Consider the following 14,875-nt stretch of genomic DNA (forward strand, 5'->3'; position numbering starts at 1 on the left):
TACGCTGAACCGCTACAACCGACCTGAGTCGTTTCTGCGGAAGCCGCTGAAAAACCTTGAATCGAGCGCTGCATTATCATATGGTGCGCCGGAGCCGCTTTCCGGCATCCCGTATTTTCGCCCGATTTTTGTGAATGCCGACATGCCAGAACTGCCAGAAGTAGAAGTTACCCGACGCGGCGTTGCACCGTATCTTGACGGCCAGACCGTCACCGGCGTGGTCATGCGCCGTAGTGGTTTGCGCTGGCCTTTTCCGGTCGGACTGGAATCGACCCTTGTCGGCCAGACCATTCGGCGCACGGGACGGCGCGGCAAATATTTGCTTATCGAATTCGACCACGGCACTTTACTGATCCATCTGGGCATGTCCGGCCATTTACGTGTATTGCCGCTGGACGTCGCGCCCGGCAAGCACGATCATTTCGATTTACTGGTGGGAGCGAAACTGGTACGCATGACCGATCCGCGTCGCTTCGGAGCCGTGCTATGGCATGCGCTTGCTGACGGGGCTGTCGGTGAACATCTGCTGCTGCGCGGACTGGGTTGCGAGCCGCTGGAAGACGGTTTCACCGCGCTGCATTTGCACCGCGCAACGCGCAAGCGCAGCGCCTCTGTCAAACAGGTGCTGATGGCGGGCGACATCGTGGTGGGCGTCGGCAATATTTACGCCTCGGAAAGTTTATTCACGGCGCGCATCAATCCCAAAACGGCGGCGCAGCGCATCAGTCTGGCGCGTTATGAGTTACTGGTTGCGGCGATTCGCGCCACGCTGGCAGCGGCAATCGAGCAGGGTGGCAGCACCTTGCGCGATTTCATTGCGGTGAATGGCCAGTCGGGTTATTTCCAGCAAAACTATTTCACTTATGATCGGGCCGGTCTGCCTTGTCGCGTGTGCGGCAGTGAAATCCGACAGATCAAGCAAGGGCAGCGCTCGACCTTTTACTGCGTGAATTGTCAGCGATGAAGCGGGTTATTGATGGTTCTGATGTCGTCAATGATTATGCCGATGCCTCCTTTTCCACCGCCGTTATCGGCTGGCAAAAAACGCATGGACGGCACGCCTTGCCCTGGCAAAACACGCGGGATGCCTATCGCATCTGGCTGTCTGAAATCATGCTGCAGCAGACGCAGGTGACGGCGGTGATTCCTTATTACCAGCGTTTCCTGGAAAGCTTTCCCGATGTGGCGACGCTGGCGGCCGCACCGTCGGAAGCGGTGATGGCGCTGTGGAGCGGCCTCGGTTATTACACCCGGGCGCGTAATCTGCACCGCTGCGCGCAGCGTGTTGTGGCGGAATACGGTGGCCTGTTTCCTTCCGATCCTGAGCTGCTGGCGGATTTGCCGGGCATAGGCCGCTCAACAGCCGCGGCGATTGCCGCGTTTTCCTACGGCAAGCGGGCGGCGATCCTGGATGGCAACGTCAAGCGCGTGTTTGCGCGGGTATTCGGCGTCGAGGGTTATCCCGGTTCCAAAGCGGTGGAGGATTTGCTGTGGCGGCGCGCCGTGGCTTTGCTGCCCTCCGAAAATATCGAATCGTATACGCAAGGTTTGATGGACTTGGGGGCGACGCTTTGTACCCGCTCACGTCCGGCCTGTGGCAATTGCCCGCTGCAAGCCCGTTGCGTGGCGTTTGCCAGCGACCGGGTGAGTGAGTTGCCGATACGCAAACCGAAAAAAGCCTTGCGCGAAAAATCGACGGCGATGCTGTTGCTGGTCGATCAGGGTCACGTTTTACTGGAGCAGCGACCCGATAGCGGGATTTGGGGCGGCTTGCTGTCGTTGCCGGAGATTGCTGCGTCCACGGCAGCTGACGATGCCGTATTCGATACGGCGCTGGCGTTAATCGTAGCGCGTTTCGGCGAGATGGATGATTACTGCAAATTACAGCCGTTTTCACATACGTTCACGCACTTTAAGCTGCATATAGCACCTTACCGGATCACGCTGGCGCGCCGTCTGCATCAGGCGGCTGAGGCCGGTTATCTCTGGTATCCGCAGCACAAATTGCATGCTGCGCCATTGCCGGCACCGGTTAAAAAATTGTTGCTGGAGTTATTTGGCGAAGCCGATTTGCTGACGCCTCTGAATTAAGCAGGTTCTGCTCAGACTTTCAGGGTCAGGACAACTGCCGATGGCGGCACACGACCTGTTCGCTATCGGCAAAGTGTTTCGCCAGTTCCTCGACGATATACACCGAACGGTGTTGTCCGCCAGTGCAACCGATGGCCACCGTCAGGTAGCTGCGGTTATCGCGCTTGAAGGCGGGCAACCATTTGTCGATGAAGCCGGTGATGTCGGCCAGCAGGTCGGCAACCTCTGGCAACTGCGCCAGAAAGTCCATCACCGGCGCATCGCGGCCCGTGAGGGCGCGCAGCTTGAGGTCGTAGTGCGGATTGGGCAGAAAGCGCACATCGAAGACCAGATCAGCATCCTGCGGGACGCCGATTTTGAAAGCGAAGGACTCGAACAGCACCGTCAGCTGCGTGCGCTCTACATCGATCAATTCCTTGATCCAGGCGCGCAATTTGTTGGCGCTGATATCGGTGGTGTCGATGACATGACCGACGCCTTCGATTACCGCCAGCATTTCCCGTTCTGCATGGATGCATTCGGTGAGCGTCATGCGTTCCGAGGGCGGTTGTTGTGGCAGCATGCGATGCGATAGCGGGTGGCTGCGGCGGGTTTCGGAAAAGCGGGTAATGAGCGATTCGGTGCTGGCGGTCAGGAAAAAAACGTGGACATCGTGTCCTTCTGCTTGCAGTCGGGCAATATCCGAGGGCAAGCCTGACAGGGAGTCGGCGCTGCGCGCATCGGTTGCCACTGCCAGCATGTCGGCACCCTCCTTGCGGCGGGTCTCGACCAGGGCATATAAAAGCGTGGGCGGCAGATTGTCGACGCAGTAATAGCCGGCATCTTCCAATACATGCAAGGCGACGGATTTACCGGAGCCGGAAATTCCTGTGATGAGTACGATTTTCATGCGTGGATGATACTGTATTCTGCGGTGACAGGTTTCGCGTCGCCCCTGTTGAATCGGCTGGAATCAGGTTTCGTTATTCATGGCGCGCCGTTGCCGTTCGATGAATTCCTTGAGCGTATCGATGCCGCGCAATTGCAGGATGGTGTTGCGCACCGCCGCCTCCAGCAAGACCGCGATATTGCGGCCTGCCGCCACCGGGACGACTACTTTGCGAAACGGCAGGCCGAGCACATCCTGAAATTCTGCATCGAGTGGCAGGCGTTCGTAATTTTCTTCCAGCGTGCTGCGGCGAATCAGATGAACGATCAGCTTCAGGCGCATCTTGCGACGCACAGCGGTTTCGCCAAAAATGGCCTTGATATCGAGCAAGCCCAGACCGCGCACTTCAAGCAGATTTTGCAACAGCGCAGGGCAACGGCCTTCGACCATGTTGGGCGCAATGCGCGCGAATTCGACAGCGTCGTCGGCCACCAGTCCGTGGCTGCGCGAAATCAATTCCAGTCCGAGTTCGCTTTTGCCTAAACCGGATTCGCCGGTGATCAATACGCCTACCCCCAGCACGTCCATGAACACGCCATGCATGGTTACGCGCTGCGCCAGTTTTTTGGACAAATACACGCGCAGATAATCAATCACCTGCGCGGCGGGCAAGGGCGTGGAAAACAGCGGGATATTCTTTTCGTCGCACACCGCCATGATGTCGGGCGGCGTCGCCAGACCTTGGGCAATGATGAAGGCGGGTGGCTCGCCGGACACCAGTTCCTTGGTCTGATAAGCGCGCGAAGTGGGGGAGAGGCGCTGGTAGTACTCGGTTTCCTGATGGCCGAAAATCTGGATGCGGCGCGGGTGGATCAGGTTCAAGTGACCGACCAGATCGGCGGCCGAGGCGGCATCCCCGGAAATCAGGCGCTCACCGCCCGGGAAGCCGGCGAACCAGCCCAGTTGCAGAGATTCTCGGTTTTCATCGTAGAGCTGTTGGATCGAGAGGTCGGTATAGAAGGGCATGGGCGGGTCTCTGTCGGGTCTCTGCCGTATTGCTACGGGGTTAATTCCGCTGGCGGCTGACGCCAGCGCGCTATTGCACCACGCTTATTCAGAGATTGCGTGAGAATTCCAGGGCAATTTTCTCAGACGGTTTCTGCGAGCGGGTCTGTGCTGGGGCGCCATGTGACCAGTTGCCGATAGACGGAATCGGCGTCAGGATCGCTTGCCAGCATGTTGCGCAGCGCGTTGTCGGAAAACATTTGCGCTATTTCGGACAGGATTTCCAGGTGCAGCTGGGTGGCAGTATCGGGGATCAGTAGAAAAATGAGCAGACTGACCGGTTGCGCGTCGGGCGATTCAAAGGGGATTGGTTCTGCCAGTCGCATGAAGGCGGCCAGCGGCGCTTTCATGTCCTTGATTCTGCCGTGCGGCAAGGCGACGCCGTGTCCGAGTCCGGTGGAACCCAGCCGTTCGCGTGCGAACAGGTTGTCTGAAACGGTAGAGCGTGCGATCCCGCAGTTGTTTTCAAACAGCAGGCCGGCTTGCTCGAATGCGCGCTTCTTGCTGGAAACTTCCAGGTCCAGAGCAACGTTTTCCGGTAACAGGATTTTTGCGAGATATGTCATGGAGCGCCGTTGCAGGGATAGACCCAAGGGGAGAATTTTTGCCAGATTATAGGCTTGTTTGCCAGTTCTGTATCAGCTTCCTGCCTGATTGCCGGGCTTGCCGTCGGGCAGCTTACCGCCCGGAAACGCTGTCTCCGCGCGGTTTTCCACTTTGTTGCGCGTATTAAAAAACGATGCGGCTGAACACCAGCAATACATCGCCATTGTTTTTGTTTGCGGATAAACGCGGAACATAAGCAAACATGACTTTTGCATGTCGCACGCCGATGGAGGCGACTGGCAATGGCACCGGGAAGGGGACGCTGTTGAGATAATCTTGCCGGCTCATCAGCATCATCGTGCCGCCGAGGCCGACTTCCAGCGGCGATCCGCCCACGGCCCATATCCATTCATAGGAATAGCCCGCCATGTATTGCGGATGCTTGTGCGAGTCGCGCAGCACGAAGCCGTACAGCGATTCATCGTTGCCGCTCGCGTTACGCAAGGTTTTGCCGTAGCCAAGACCCCAGGCGTGTTCATTCAACTCCGCCAGTTTTTCTGGCGTATAGGTGCTGCGGCCATGATGGGCCAGACCGGAAACATAGAGCGCATCGTCGCCGTTGTCGGAGATGTCGCTGGCTTTGTTCTTGATTTGTTGCCACCAGCTGTCATCGCTGACTTGCTGCGAATGGGCGGACAGGCTGCAACCCAGCATCAGGGCGGCAACGAGGAGGGCAGAGCGGATTGGTGCAGGGCAAAGCATGATCGGGATCCTTATCTTTTTTTGTTCATGGAATCTCTGATGAAGTTATTGCGCGGCGCAATCTCTGGCGCAGGCGCGGTGGTGCCGCTGATCCTGAGCTTGCGTCGCTCGTCACACTTAATCCGAGCTTCTTATATTTATTTGAAACGGTGCTTCTTATTGACGAGCGTGGCGAAAATTGGACGGCGCTTGCCCGGTGGAAAAATTGCTGCGCCAGGGATTGATGTCAAGCCCGCCGCGCCGGGTGTATCGGGCATAGACGGCCAGCTTTTGCGGCCGACATTGTCTCATGAGATCAATAAATATGCGTTCCACGCATTGTTCGTGGAATTCATTGTGGTCGCGAAACCCGATCAGATAGCGCAACAAGCCCTCCTGATCGATGGGCTGGCCGACATAATGAATTTGTACACTGCCCCAGTCCGGCTGGCCGGTAACGAGGCAGTTCGACTTCAGTAAATGTGAAACCAGGGTTTCTTCCACGGTCGCACCGGCTTGCGTGGCCAGCAGGCTGGCGTCGGGCTGATAGGCGTCTTCGGCAATGTCAATATCGAGACGGTCGAGCAGAAGTCCGTCCATTTCCTGCATGCGCAATGCGGAAAATTCTGGCTGGCGGCGAACCTCCACCTGCACCGGCGCACCAACGCCGGCAGACGCATCCTTGCGCAGCAGTTCGGTCAAGGCGTCGGTATCGGCCAGCCGGGTTTGGTTGAAGGAATTCAAATACAGCTTGAACGATTTGGATTCGATGATGTTCGCTGAATCGGCCGGTACGGTGAAGGTCACGATGGCGATTTCCGGCTTGCCGCGCAAATTGAGCCAGGAAACTTCATAGGCGTTCCAGATATCGACGCCAAAAAACGGCAGCGTGCCTTGCAAGCCCAGCTCATCCCGTTTGGCCTGCCGCGGGATGGGGAATAGCAGTGAAGGGTCGTAGCGGCTCACATACGATGCAGGTTTGCCTAGCGGAGATGCGGCTGGGGTGTTGGATAAAGTCATCGTACTCAGGCTAATCAAAAATAGGGGGAATCGGGAAACGGTACAGTTTAGCGGTTTAACCCAAAAACAGTTTGTAGGCCGGGTTGTTGCTTTCGTCGGAATAGCGGTAGCCAAGTCCTGCAAGGAATTCCTTGAAGCCTTTCATCTCCCGTTTCGGGATTTGCAGGCCGACCAGAATGCGCGCCACATCGCCGCCCTGACTACGGTAGTGGAACAGGCTGATGTTCCAGTTGGGGCTCATGCTGTTGAGGAAACGCATCAGCGCGCCGCGCCGTTCAGGGAACTCGAAGCGGTACAGCAATTCATCTTCGGCCAGCGCGCTCTTGCCGCCGACCATGTGGCGCACATGCACCTTGGCCAGTTCATCGCGGGTCAGATCGAGTACGTTGAACTTGTTCTTCTCGAACAGATTCGTGAGCGTTTTTGCATCGTCGGTGCCGTCGGTCTGGATGCCGATGAAGACGTGCGCGGCGCGTTCGTCGCTGATGCGGTAATTGAACTCGGTGACGTTGCGCGGTCCGACCAGTTCGCAAAAATGCCGGAAGCTGCCGCGTTGTTCCGGGATAGTGACCGCAAACATCACTTCGCGTGACTCGCCCACTTCAGCCATTTCGACGACAAAACGCAGCCGGTCGAAATTCATGTTGGCACCGCAGGCAATGCTGACCAGCGTTTGGTTCTTGACCGGTTTTTTACTGTTCTTGGCGCGCTCGATATATGCCTTGGCACCTGCCACGGCCAGTGCGCCGGACGGTTCGAGAATGCTGCGCGTATCTTGAAAGACATCCTTGAGCGCGGTGCAGACGGCGTCGGTATCGACCAGGATGATCTCATCCACATATTTTTGCGCCAGACGGAAGGTTTCTTCTCCGACCAGCTTGACGGCGGTGCCGTCGGCAAACAGGCCGACATCGGTCAGCGTGATGCGGCGTCCCGCTTTCAGGCTGCGCGCCATGGCGTCGGAGTCGGTGGTCTGCACGCCGATGATTTTGATTTCAGGACGCACCGCCTTGACGTAGGCGGCCACGCCGGAGATCAGCCCGCCGCCGCCGATAGCGACGAAAATCGCATCGATAGGCCCGGAATGCTGGCGCAGAATTTCCATGGCGATGGTGCCTTGTCCGGCAATCACATCGGGATCGTCGAACGGATGGACGAAAGTCAGCTTCAGTTTCTTTTCCAGCGTCAGCGCGTGATCGTAGGCGTCGGTGAACGATTCGCCGGACAGCACCACTTCGCCGCCCAGCGCCTTGACTGCTTCGATTTTCACGCTGGGCGTAGTGACCGGCATCACGATCACGGCGCGGCAGCCGAGCCGGGCGGCCGACAAGGCCACGCCTTGCGCGTGATTGCCGGCGGACGCGCAAATCACACCGCGCTTGAGCTGCGCCGGTTTCAGATTGGCCATCTTGTTATAGGCACCGCGCAGTTTGAAGCTGCGCACGCTTTGCATGTCTTCGCGCTTGAAATAGATGCGATTGCCGGTTTTTTCGGACAGGATCTTGGCAAATTCCAGCGGCGTTTCGACGGCCACGTCGTACACGCGCGAAGTCAGTATTTTCTTGAGGTAATCAATGGTCATGGGGACTCTTGGGATGTTCAGGAGGATGTCGGGCTACCGGCGGCCAGGCAGATCGCGGCTCGCAGGGAATCCATGATTATAATAGAGGGCTAGCCGCGTAGCGGCCAAACTGGCCGTCATGCGCTGCATGGCAGTGCGTTTTCCCAGGCGCCAGCCTGTTTTTATTGCGGCGATCGCCAACCGGGTCGCCGTCCTTGCAGATCATCGCCAGTTGTTTTTTTATTCTTTATTTACCGATGATCGATTCCGCCATCCTGTGGTTGCTGGCCGTGCTTGCCGTTCCCGAAGTGGGCCTGACATCCGTATTCGTCATCAGTTTTGTTTCTGCCACGCTACTGCCGCTGGGTTCTGAACCCGCCGTGTTTGCGGTGGTCAAGGCCTCCGGTCAGTTCTGGCCGGTGATGCTGGTCGCCACCGTAGGCAATACGCTGGGCGGCATGACCGATTACTGGATAGGTTACGGTGCCAACAAGGCGTTTTCCCGCGAACGATCGACTCGCTGGTTCCATTGGCTGGAGCGGTTCGGCGCCAAGACCATGCTGCTGTCCTGGTTGCCCGGCATCGGCGACCCGATTTGCGTGCTGGCCGGCTGGCTCAGGCTGCCGTTCTGGCCCTCCGTTGCCTACATGGCCATCGGCAAGCTGATCCGCTACGTACTGATTACCTGGCTGTTGCTCAAGGTGCCGGACGGGTTCTGGCGGATGATTCTTGATTGGTTGGCGTAACTATTTACTAAATTGATCACGCCCTCGGCGCCGGTCTTATTCTGGTAACCAACAACGAGGCTGATTTCAAAGATTATCCCGGCGTTCAGGTCGAAAACTGGGCGCAGACAGCTTCCTGCCCCTCCTCCTGGACAGACGCTTCTACCGACGCTTCAATCGAGGCTTCAATCGACGCTTCCATCGACACTTACTTGGCGCACGCCCGAAACCGGGCTTGCTCCTTCGGAATACGGAGCAATACGATAGAATAGCCTCCCGCCCGACTTTTCCCTTTATAGATGAACGCACCCTTAAAAACTGAGGCATTGCTACCCGACGCGCCGCATGGCGTTGCGGCCGCGCGCTTGCGCGAAATACCCTATAACTACACCTCGTTTTCGGATCGCGAAATTGTCATCCGGCTGTTGGGCGAAGACGCCTGGGGTTTGCTCGACGAATTGCGCGGCAAGCGTCAGACCGGCCGTTCCGCCCGCATGCTGTACGAAGTGCTGGGCGATATCTGGGTTGTGCAGCGCAACCCCTATCTGCAAGACGATTTGCTCGACAATCCCAAGCGGCGCGCGTCGCTGATCGAAGCCTTGAATCACCGGCTGGCAGAAGTCGACAAGCGCCGTATGGCGACCGATCTGGCGGAAAACGGCGATGAAGTCGCCCGTATTCGCAGCGCCAATGTCGAAGCCCTGTTGAAAGCGGCCAGAGCCGCGATCGCCGCTTTCGCCGAAGAATTTCGTCACACCTATGATTTGCGCAAGCGCGCCACCAAAACACTGGGCCGCTATACCGCCAAAGACAACATCAAGTTCGACGGCCTGTCACGGGTGTCGCATGTGACCGACGCTACCGACTGGCGCGTTGAATATCCCTTCGTCGTGCTGACACCGGACGGCGAAGAGGAAATGGCCGGTCTGGTCAAGGGCTGTATCGAACTCGGTCTGACCATCATTCCAAGGGGAGGCGGAACCGGCTACACCGGTGGCGCGATTCCCCTCACGCCGATGTCGGCCGTGATCAACACCGAAAAGCTGGAACAGCTCGGCGAAGTCGAAATGCTGACTCTGCCCGGACTCGACATTCCCTATGCGACGATTTTTTCCGGCGCAGGCGTGGTGACTAAGCGCGTATCCGATGCCGCCGAAAAGGCCGGCTTCGTGTTTGCAGTCGATCCGACTTCCGCCGAGGCTTCCTGCATCGGCGGTAACGTGGCGATGAATGCGGGTGGCAAGAAGGCGGTGTTATGGGGCACCGCGCTCGACAATCTGGCCAGCTGGCGCATGGTCGATCCTAACGGTGACTGGCTCGACATCACCCGTCTCGATCACAATCTCGGCAAAATCCATGACACCCCGCTGGCGCGTTTCCGGCTGGAGTGGACGCATCCGGCCGAAAAGGGCCATAAAAATCCTGTTTTCAAAACCGAAATCCTGGAAATTCCCGGCCGTACCTTCCGCAAGGCAGGACTGGGCAAGGACGTCACCGACAAATTTCTGTCGGGACTGCCGGGCATCCAGAAAGAGGGCTGCGATGGCCTGATTACCTCGGCGCGCTGGATTCTGCACAAGATGCCCAAGCACACCCGTACCGTATGCCTGGAGTTTTTCGGTCAGGCGCGTGACGCGATTCCCTCGATTGTGGAGATCAAAAATTTCCTGGACGGCGAAACCCGTCGCGGCGGTGCCATCCTCGCCGGTCTTGAACATCTGGACGAGCGCTATCTGCGCGCAGTCGGCTACAGCACCAAGTCCAAGCGCGGCGTACTGCCCAAAATGGTCTTGTTCGGCGATATCGTTGGCGCGGACGAAGACGCGGTGGCACAAGCCGCCTCGCAAGTCGTGCGCATCGCCAACCAGCGCGTGGGCGAAGGTTTCGTGGCCGTCACGGCGGAAACGCGCAAGAAATTCTGGCTCGACCGTTCCCGTACCGCCGCGATAGCCAAGCACACCAATGCCTTCAAAATCAATGAAGACGTGGTGATCCCGCTGAACCGCATGGGCGAATACACCGACGGTATCGAACGACTCAATATCGAGCTGTCGATCAAGAACAAGCTGCAACTGCTGGAAGAACTGCGTACCTACTTTGCCAAGGGCAACCTGCCCGTCGGCAAGAGCGAGGACGTTGACGGCACCAAGGTGAGCGCGTCGGAATGGCTGGAAGATCGCGTCGCGCAGGCCGATGAGTTGATTGACGTCACGGAAAAACGCTGGCTGTATTTGCAGGCCAATCTGGATCAGCCGCTGCGTGCCGCTCTGCCGGAACTGGACGCGCTGGGTCTGGTCGGCCTCGATGCCGACGTGGAGCGCCATCTGCAAGTCGATGCTGCCGCCACGCTGTTCCATCTGCTGCAAGATCGCACGGTGCGCGTGTCCTGGAAGAAGGAAGTGCGCGCTTCGCTGCGGCATATTTTCAGCGGCGGGGCATTCAAGGCCATTCTGGAAGAATGTACCGAGGTGCATACGCGGGTGCTGCGCGGACGCGTCTTTATCGCGCTGCACATGCACGCCGGCGATGGCAATGTGCATACCAATATCCCGGTTAATTCCGACCACTACGCCATGTTGCAGGACGCGCATGATGCGGTGGACCGGATCATGGTGCTGGCGCGCGAACTTGATGGCGTCATTTCCGGCGAGCATGGCATCGGCATTACCAAGCTCGAATACCTGACCGAAGACGAAATCAGCGATTTCCGCGATTACAAACTGCGTATCGATCCTGAAGGCCGTTTCAACAAGGGAAAGCTGCTCAATCTGCCCGGCTACGAAGCCGATTTGCGCAACGCCTATACGCCCTCGTTCGGGTTGATGGGGCACGAATCGCTGATCATGCAGCAAAGCGATATCGGCGCGGTCGCCACCAGCATCAAGGACTGTCTGCGCTGCGGCAAATGCAAACCGGTGTGCGCCACGCATGTGCCACGCGCCAATCTGCTGTACTCGCCGCGCAACAAGATTCTGGCTACCTCGCTGTTGATCGAGGCCTTCCTGTACGAAGAACAAACCCGGCGCGGGATTTCGATCAAGCACTGGGAAGAGTTTGAAGATGTGGCCGACCATTGCACGGTCTGCCACAAGTGTCTGACGCCTTGCCCGGTTGATATCGACTTCGGCGAAGTGTCGATGAACATGCGCAACCTGCTGCGCAAAATGGGCAAGAAATCGTTCAACCCCGGCACCAGCGCGGCGATGTTCTTCCTCAATGCCACCGATCCGGCCACCATCAACGCCACGCGTAAAGTCATGACCGATTGGGGCTTCAAGGCGCAGCGACTGGGCCATGAGATATTGAAGAAATTCGCCCGCAAGCAGACCAAAAAACCGGCAGCCACGGTCGGCAAAGCGCCGATCAAGGAACAGGTGATTCACTTCATCAACAAGAAAATGCCGGGTAATCTGCCGAAGAAAACCGCGCGCGCCTTGCTCGATATCGAGGACGACAAAATCGTCCCGATTATCCGCAATCCGCTCACGACCAATGCCGACACCGAAGCCGTTTTTTACTTCCCCGGCTGCGGATCGGAACGGCTGTTTTCTCAGGTCGGACTGGCGACGCAGGCGATGTTGTGGAATGTCGGCGTGCAGACCATCTTGCCGCCGGGTTATCTGTGCTGCGGTTATCCACAGCGCGGCGCGGGCGACTTCGACAAGGCCGAAAAAATCATCACCGACAACCGGGTGCTGTTCCATCGCATGGCCAACACGCTCAACTATCTGGATATCAAAACGGTAGTGGTCTCGTGCGGCACTTGCTACGACCAGTTGCAGGGCTATCAATTCGACAAGATCTTCCCCGGCAGCCGCATTATCGACATCCATGAATTCCTGCTCGAAAAGGGCATGAAACTGGAAGGCGTGGAGGGTACCCGTTACATGTATCACGACCCATGCCACTCGCCGATGAAGTTGCAGGATCCCTTGAAAACAGTCAATGCGCTGATCACCACGATCGACGCGCAAAAGATTGAAAAGAATGACCGCTGCTGCGGCGAATCCGGCACCTTCGGCGTTAGCCGTCCCGATGTCGCGACGCAAGTGCGCTTCCGCAAGGAAGAGGAAATGATCAAGGGCAGCGACAAACTGCGCGCCGATGGTTTCGAAGGCGAAGTCAAAATATTGACCGCTTGCCCGTCTTGCTATCAGGGCTTGTCGCGCTTCAACGATGACTCGGGCACCACCGCCGATTACATCGTGGTGGAAATGGCGCGTCATTTGCTGGGCGAAAACTGGATGCCTGAATTCGTGGCGCGAGCCAACAACGGCGGTATCGAGCGGGTGCTGGTCTAGAACATGGACCACTCAGCGAATCCGGCCGCAAGCGGCGCCAGTACCGCGTGCGAATTGTGCGACAGCGACGGCGGCACGGTCGTCCATCGCAGCGACAAGCTGCGCGTGGTGCTGGTCGATGACGCCGACTACCCCGGATTTTGCCGCATCATCTGGAACGGGCATGTGCGTGAAATGACTGACCTCCACGCCTCTGACCGCGATGTGCTGATGGACACCGTGTGGACGGTCGAATCTATCGTGCGTCAAACGATGCAGCCATTCAAAATCAATCTGGCCAGTCTGGGCAACATGACGCCGCATCTGCACTGGCATGTGATTCCGCGCTATACCGACGACGCCCATTTCCCTGCGCCGGTGTGGGCGGCAGCACAGCGGGTCGCTTTGGATGCCAGCTTGCAGCCGCGCATCGCTCGCCTTGCTCATTTACGTACTGCGCTGGAGCAAGGGTTTGCACCAGTACCTGAAAGGAAGTTGCCATGACCGACCTCACTACCCCTCCCGCAGCGCGTCCCGCCCCGGCGCCTGCGCCCACCAGCTTCAAGGTGCGTCGTCAATCGCGGGTCATGGAAGTCGAGTTCGACGACGGCGCGCAATTCTCGCTGCCATTTGAATTATTGCGCGTGTATTCGCCCTCGGCCGAAGTGCGCGGCCACGGCGCCGGGCAGGAAGTATTGCAGACGGGCAAGCGCGAGGTCGAGATTGTCGCGCTGGAGCCGGTGGGCAATTACGGCGTCAAACCGGTTTTTTCGGATGACCATGCCAGCGGCATTTACACCTGGGAATACCTGTATCAGCTAGGTCGCGACCAGAGCGCCATGTGGACCGATTACCTGCAACGGCTGCAACTGGCCGGTTATCCCGGCGATAGCGGCCGTGGCGCTGGCGCTGCACCGGTCAAGAGTACGGGCTCGTCTTGCGGCCATGTGCATTAATCGGATGGATTGCTGCCCACATCGCTGATTTCGTTGACTTCGCTGATTTCGCAGGCATGCCGGGTTGCGGTCGGAGGTCTCTTCCGCACCCACTTGTATAATGGCCCTTCTTTCTTCCCCCCCCATTTTTTCTTCTGGCACACCGATCATGACCAACACCACACATTTCGGCTACCGCACCGTTGCGGAAGACGACAAGGTACATAAAGTCGCCGAAGTCTTTCATTCCGTCGCCGCCAAATATGATGTGATGAACGACTTGATGTCGGTCGGTCTGCACCGGGCGTGGAAGGCCTTCACCATCGCACAAGCCGGCGTGCGTCCCGGCTTCAAAGTGCTCGACATTGCGGGCGGTACCGGCGATCTGGCTGCGGCGTTTGCGCGGCAGGCTGGCCCTGGCGGCGAAGTGTGGCTGACCGATATCAACGAATCGATGCTGCGCGTGGGCCGTGACCGGCTGCTCAACAAGGGTATTTCCACCCCAACGCTGATTTGCGACGCCGAAAAACTCCCCTTTCCCGATAATTATTTCGACCGCGTGTCCGTCGCCTTTGGTCTGCGCAACATGACCCACAAGGATGCCGCGCTGGCTGAAATGCGGCGCGTCCTCAAGCCAGGCGGGAAATTGCTGGTGCTGGAATTTTCCAAAGTGGCGGAGATACTGAAAAAGCCCTACGACCTGTATTCGTTTTCGATACTGCCGTGGCTGGGCAAGAAAATTGCCAACGATGCCGACAGTTACCGCTATCTGGCCGAATCGATCCGCATGCATCCCGATCAGGAAGCCCTGAAAACGCTGATGCAGGAGGCCGGTCTGGACCGCGTGGATTACTTCAATCTGAGTGCCGGCGTAGCGGCGCTGCATACTGGTATCAAGCTGTAAGCGCGTAGCATCCGTTACACCGGTTATATCCGTTACACCCACTTCTATTGTTCCCTGCCGGTCGTCATCCGGTTCTCTGCTTAACCGCAACGCCGCCCGCGAGCTGATCGGGGCGGCTTGATTTCTTTCCGTGATGTGT

The 14,875-nt window shown here is 58.0% G+C and carries 13 protein-coding genes; 7 read left to right on the plus strand and 6 right to left on the minus strand.

What is annotated here, in order from left to right; translation table 11 throughout:
* Nucleotides 1-142: 142 nt before the first annotated feature.
* Together mutM and mutY are read left to right on the plus strand one after the other, a co-directional pair.
* Nucleotides 143-964: a bifunctional DNA-formamidopyrimidine glycosylase/DNA-(apurinic or apyrimidinic site) lyase gene (gene mutM / locus RGU70_RS05905; protein WP_322208466.1), complete on the plus strand. Its 822-nt coding sequence runs from the start codon at nucleotides 143-145 to the stop codon at nucleotides 962-964.
* Complete coding sequence (mutY, locus tag RGU70_RS05910) at nucleotides 961-2,091, plus strand: A/G-specific adenine glycosylase (RefSeq protein WP_322208467.1); 1,131 nt, start codon at nucleotides 961-963, stop codon at nucleotides 2,089-2,091. The genes mutM and mutY overlap by 4 nt, the downstream gene beginning before the upstream one ends.
* Nucleotides 2,092-2,116: 25 nt before the next feature.
* Here mutY and rapZ read toward each other — a convergent pair whose 3' ends face one another.
* The 6 genes from rapZ to ilvA form a co-directional block, all read right to left on the minus strand.
* The gene (rapZ, locus tag RGU70_RS05915) at nucleotides 2,117-2,980 is read right to left on the minus strand and encodes an RNase adapter RapZ (RefSeq protein ID WP_322208468.1); all 864 of its coding nucleotides are present in this window, start codon (nucleotides 2,978-2,980) and stop codon (nucleotides 2,117-2,119) included.
* Nucleotides 2,981-3,043: 63 nt separating this feature from the next.
* Nucleotides 3,044-3,985: an HPr(Ser) kinase/phosphatase gene (gene hprK, locus RGU70_RS05920; RefSeq protein WP_322208469.1), complete on the minus strand. Its 942-nt coding sequence runs from the start codon at nucleotides 3,983-3,985 to the stop codon at nucleotides 3,044-3,046.
* 122 nt (nucleotides 3,986-4,107) lie between these two features.
* Nucleotides 4,108-4,590, minus strand: a complete 483-nt coding sequence (locus RGU70_RS05925; protein WP_322208470.1) for a PTS sugar transporter subunit IIA — start codon at nucleotides 4,588-4,590, stop codon at nucleotides 4,108-4,110.
* A gap of 163 nt (nucleotides 4,591-4,753) precedes the next feature.
* Complete coding sequence (locus RGU70_RS05930; protein WP_322208471.1) at nucleotides 4,754-5,332, minus strand: hypothetical protein; 579 nt, start codon at nucleotides 5,330-5,332, stop codon at nucleotides 4,754-4,756.
* A 156-nt stretch (nucleotides 5,333-5,488) separates the two neighbouring features.
* Nucleotides 5,489-6,331, minus strand: a complete 843-nt coding sequence (queF, locus tag RGU70_RS05935; protein ID WP_322208472.1) for an NADPH-dependent 7-cyano-7-deazaguanine reductase QueF — start codon at nucleotides 6,329-6,331, stop codon at nucleotides 5,489-5,491.
* A 55-nt stretch (nucleotides 6,332-6,386) separates the two neighbouring features.
* Complete coding sequence (ilvA, locus tag RGU70_RS05940) at nucleotides 6,387-7,913, minus strand: threonine ammonia-lyase, biosynthetic (protein WP_322208473.1); 1,527 nt, start codon at nucleotides 7,911-7,913, stop codon at nucleotides 6,387-6,389.
* Between the two features lie 236 nt (nucleotides 7,914-8,149).
* On the opposite strand from ilvA, the gene RGU70_RS05945 reads away from it, so the two are divergent.
* The 5 genes from RGU70_RS05945 to ubiE all read left to right on the plus strand — a co-directional run bounded on the left by RGU70_RS05945 (nucleotide 8,150) and on the right by ubiE (nucleotide 14,736).
* A complete protein-coding gene (locus tag RGU70_RS05945) occupies nucleotides 8,150-8,638 on the plus strand; it encodes a YqaA family protein (RefSeq protein WP_322210716.1) in 489 nt (162 codons plus the stop codon).
* A gap of 278 nt (nucleotides 8,639-8,916) precedes the next feature.
* Nucleotides 8,917-12,918 carry an FAD/FMN-binding oxidoreductase gene (locus tag RGU70_RS05950; RefSeq protein ID WP_322208474.1) on the plus strand — a complete coding sequence of 1,334 codons (4,002 nt, stop codon included), beginning with the start codon at nucleotides 8,917-8,919 and terminating at the stop codon, nucleotides 12,916-12,918.
* Between the two features lie 3 nt (nucleotides 12,919-12,921).
* The gene (locus RGU70_RS05955) at nucleotides 12,922-13,401 is read left to right on the plus strand and encodes an HIT family protein (protein ID WP_322208475.1); all 480 of its coding nucleotides are present in this window, start codon (nucleotides 12,922-12,924) and stop codon (nucleotides 13,399-13,401) included.
* Nucleotides 13,398-13,853, plus strand: coding sequence for a DUF971 domain-containing protein (locus RGU70_RS05960; protein ID WP_322208476.1), 456 nt, complete (start codon nucleotides 13,398-13,400; stop codon nucleotides 13,851-13,853). The genes RGU70_RS05955 and RGU70_RS05960 overlap by 4 nt, the downstream gene beginning before the upstream one ends.
* 148 nt (nucleotides 13,854-14,001) lie before the next feature.
* Nucleotides 14,002-14,736 (plus strand): bifunctional demethylmenaquinone methyltransferase/2-methoxy-6-polyprenyl-1,4-benzoquinol methylase UbiE, encoded by a 735-nt coding sequence (gene ubiE, locus RGU70_RS05965; protein ID WP_322208477.1) that lies wholly within the window; start codon nucleotides 14,002-14,004, stop codon nucleotides 14,734-14,736.
* The last annotated feature ends 139 nt before the right edge of the window (nucleotides 14,737-14,875 follow it).

It is taken from the genome of Herbaspirillum sp. RTI4, assembly GCF_034313965.1.
Classification (GTDB): Bacteria; Pseudomonadota; Gammaproteobacteria; order Burkholderiales; family Burkholderiaceae_D; genus Herbaspirillum.

Bases quoted from the DNA above. Each gene is read 5' to 3' on its own strand.
- mutM (WP_322208466.1), top strand. From the start codon at position 143: ATGCCAGAACTGCCAGAAGTAGAAGTTACCCGACGCGGCGTTGCACCG.
- mutY (WP_322208467.1), top strand. From the start codon at position 961: ATGAAGCGGGTTATTGATGGTTCTGATGTCGTCAATGATTATGCCGAT.
- rapZ (WP_322208468.1), bottom strand. From the start codon at position 2,980: ATGAAAATCGTACTCATCACAGGAATTTCCGGCTCCGGTAAATCCGTC.
- hprK (WP_322208469.1), bottom strand. From the start codon at position 3,985: ATGCCCTTCTATACCGACCTCTCGATCCAACAGCTCTACGATGAAAAC.
- RGU70_RS05925 (WP_322208470.1), bottom strand. From the start codon at position 4,590: ATGACATATCTCGCAAAAATCCTGTTACCGGAAAACGTTGCTCTGGAC.
- RGU70_RS05930 (WP_322208471.1), bottom strand. From the start codon at position 5,332: ATGCTTTGCCCTGCACCAATCCGCTCTGCCCTCCTCGTTGCCGCCCTG.
- queF (WP_322208472.1), bottom strand. From the start codon at position 6,331: ATGACTTTATCCAACACCCCAGCCGCATCTCCGCTAGGCAAACCTGCA.
- ilvA (WP_322208473.1), bottom strand. From the start codon at position 7,913: ATGACCATTGATTACCTCAAGAAAATACTGACTTCGCGCGTGTACGAC.
- RGU70_RS05945 (WP_322210716.1), top strand. From the start codon at position 8,150: ATGATCGATTCCGCCATCCTGTGGTTGCTGGCCGTGCTTGCCGTTCCC.
- RGU70_RS05950 (WP_322208474.1), top strand. From the start codon at position 8,917: ATGAACGCACCCTTAAAAACTGAGGCATTGCTACCCGACGCGCCGCAT.
- RGU70_RS05955 (WP_322208475.1), top strand. From the start codon at position 12,922: ATGGACCACTCAGCGAATCCGGCCGCAAGCGGCGCCAGTACCGCGTGC.
- RGU70_RS05960 (WP_322208476.1), top strand. From the start codon at position 13,398: ATGACCGACCTCACTACCCCTCCCGCAGCGCGTCCCGCCCCGGCGCCT.
- ubiE (WP_322208477.1), top strand. From the start codon at position 14,002: ATGACCAACACCACACATTTCGGCTACCGCACCGTTGCGGAAGACGAC.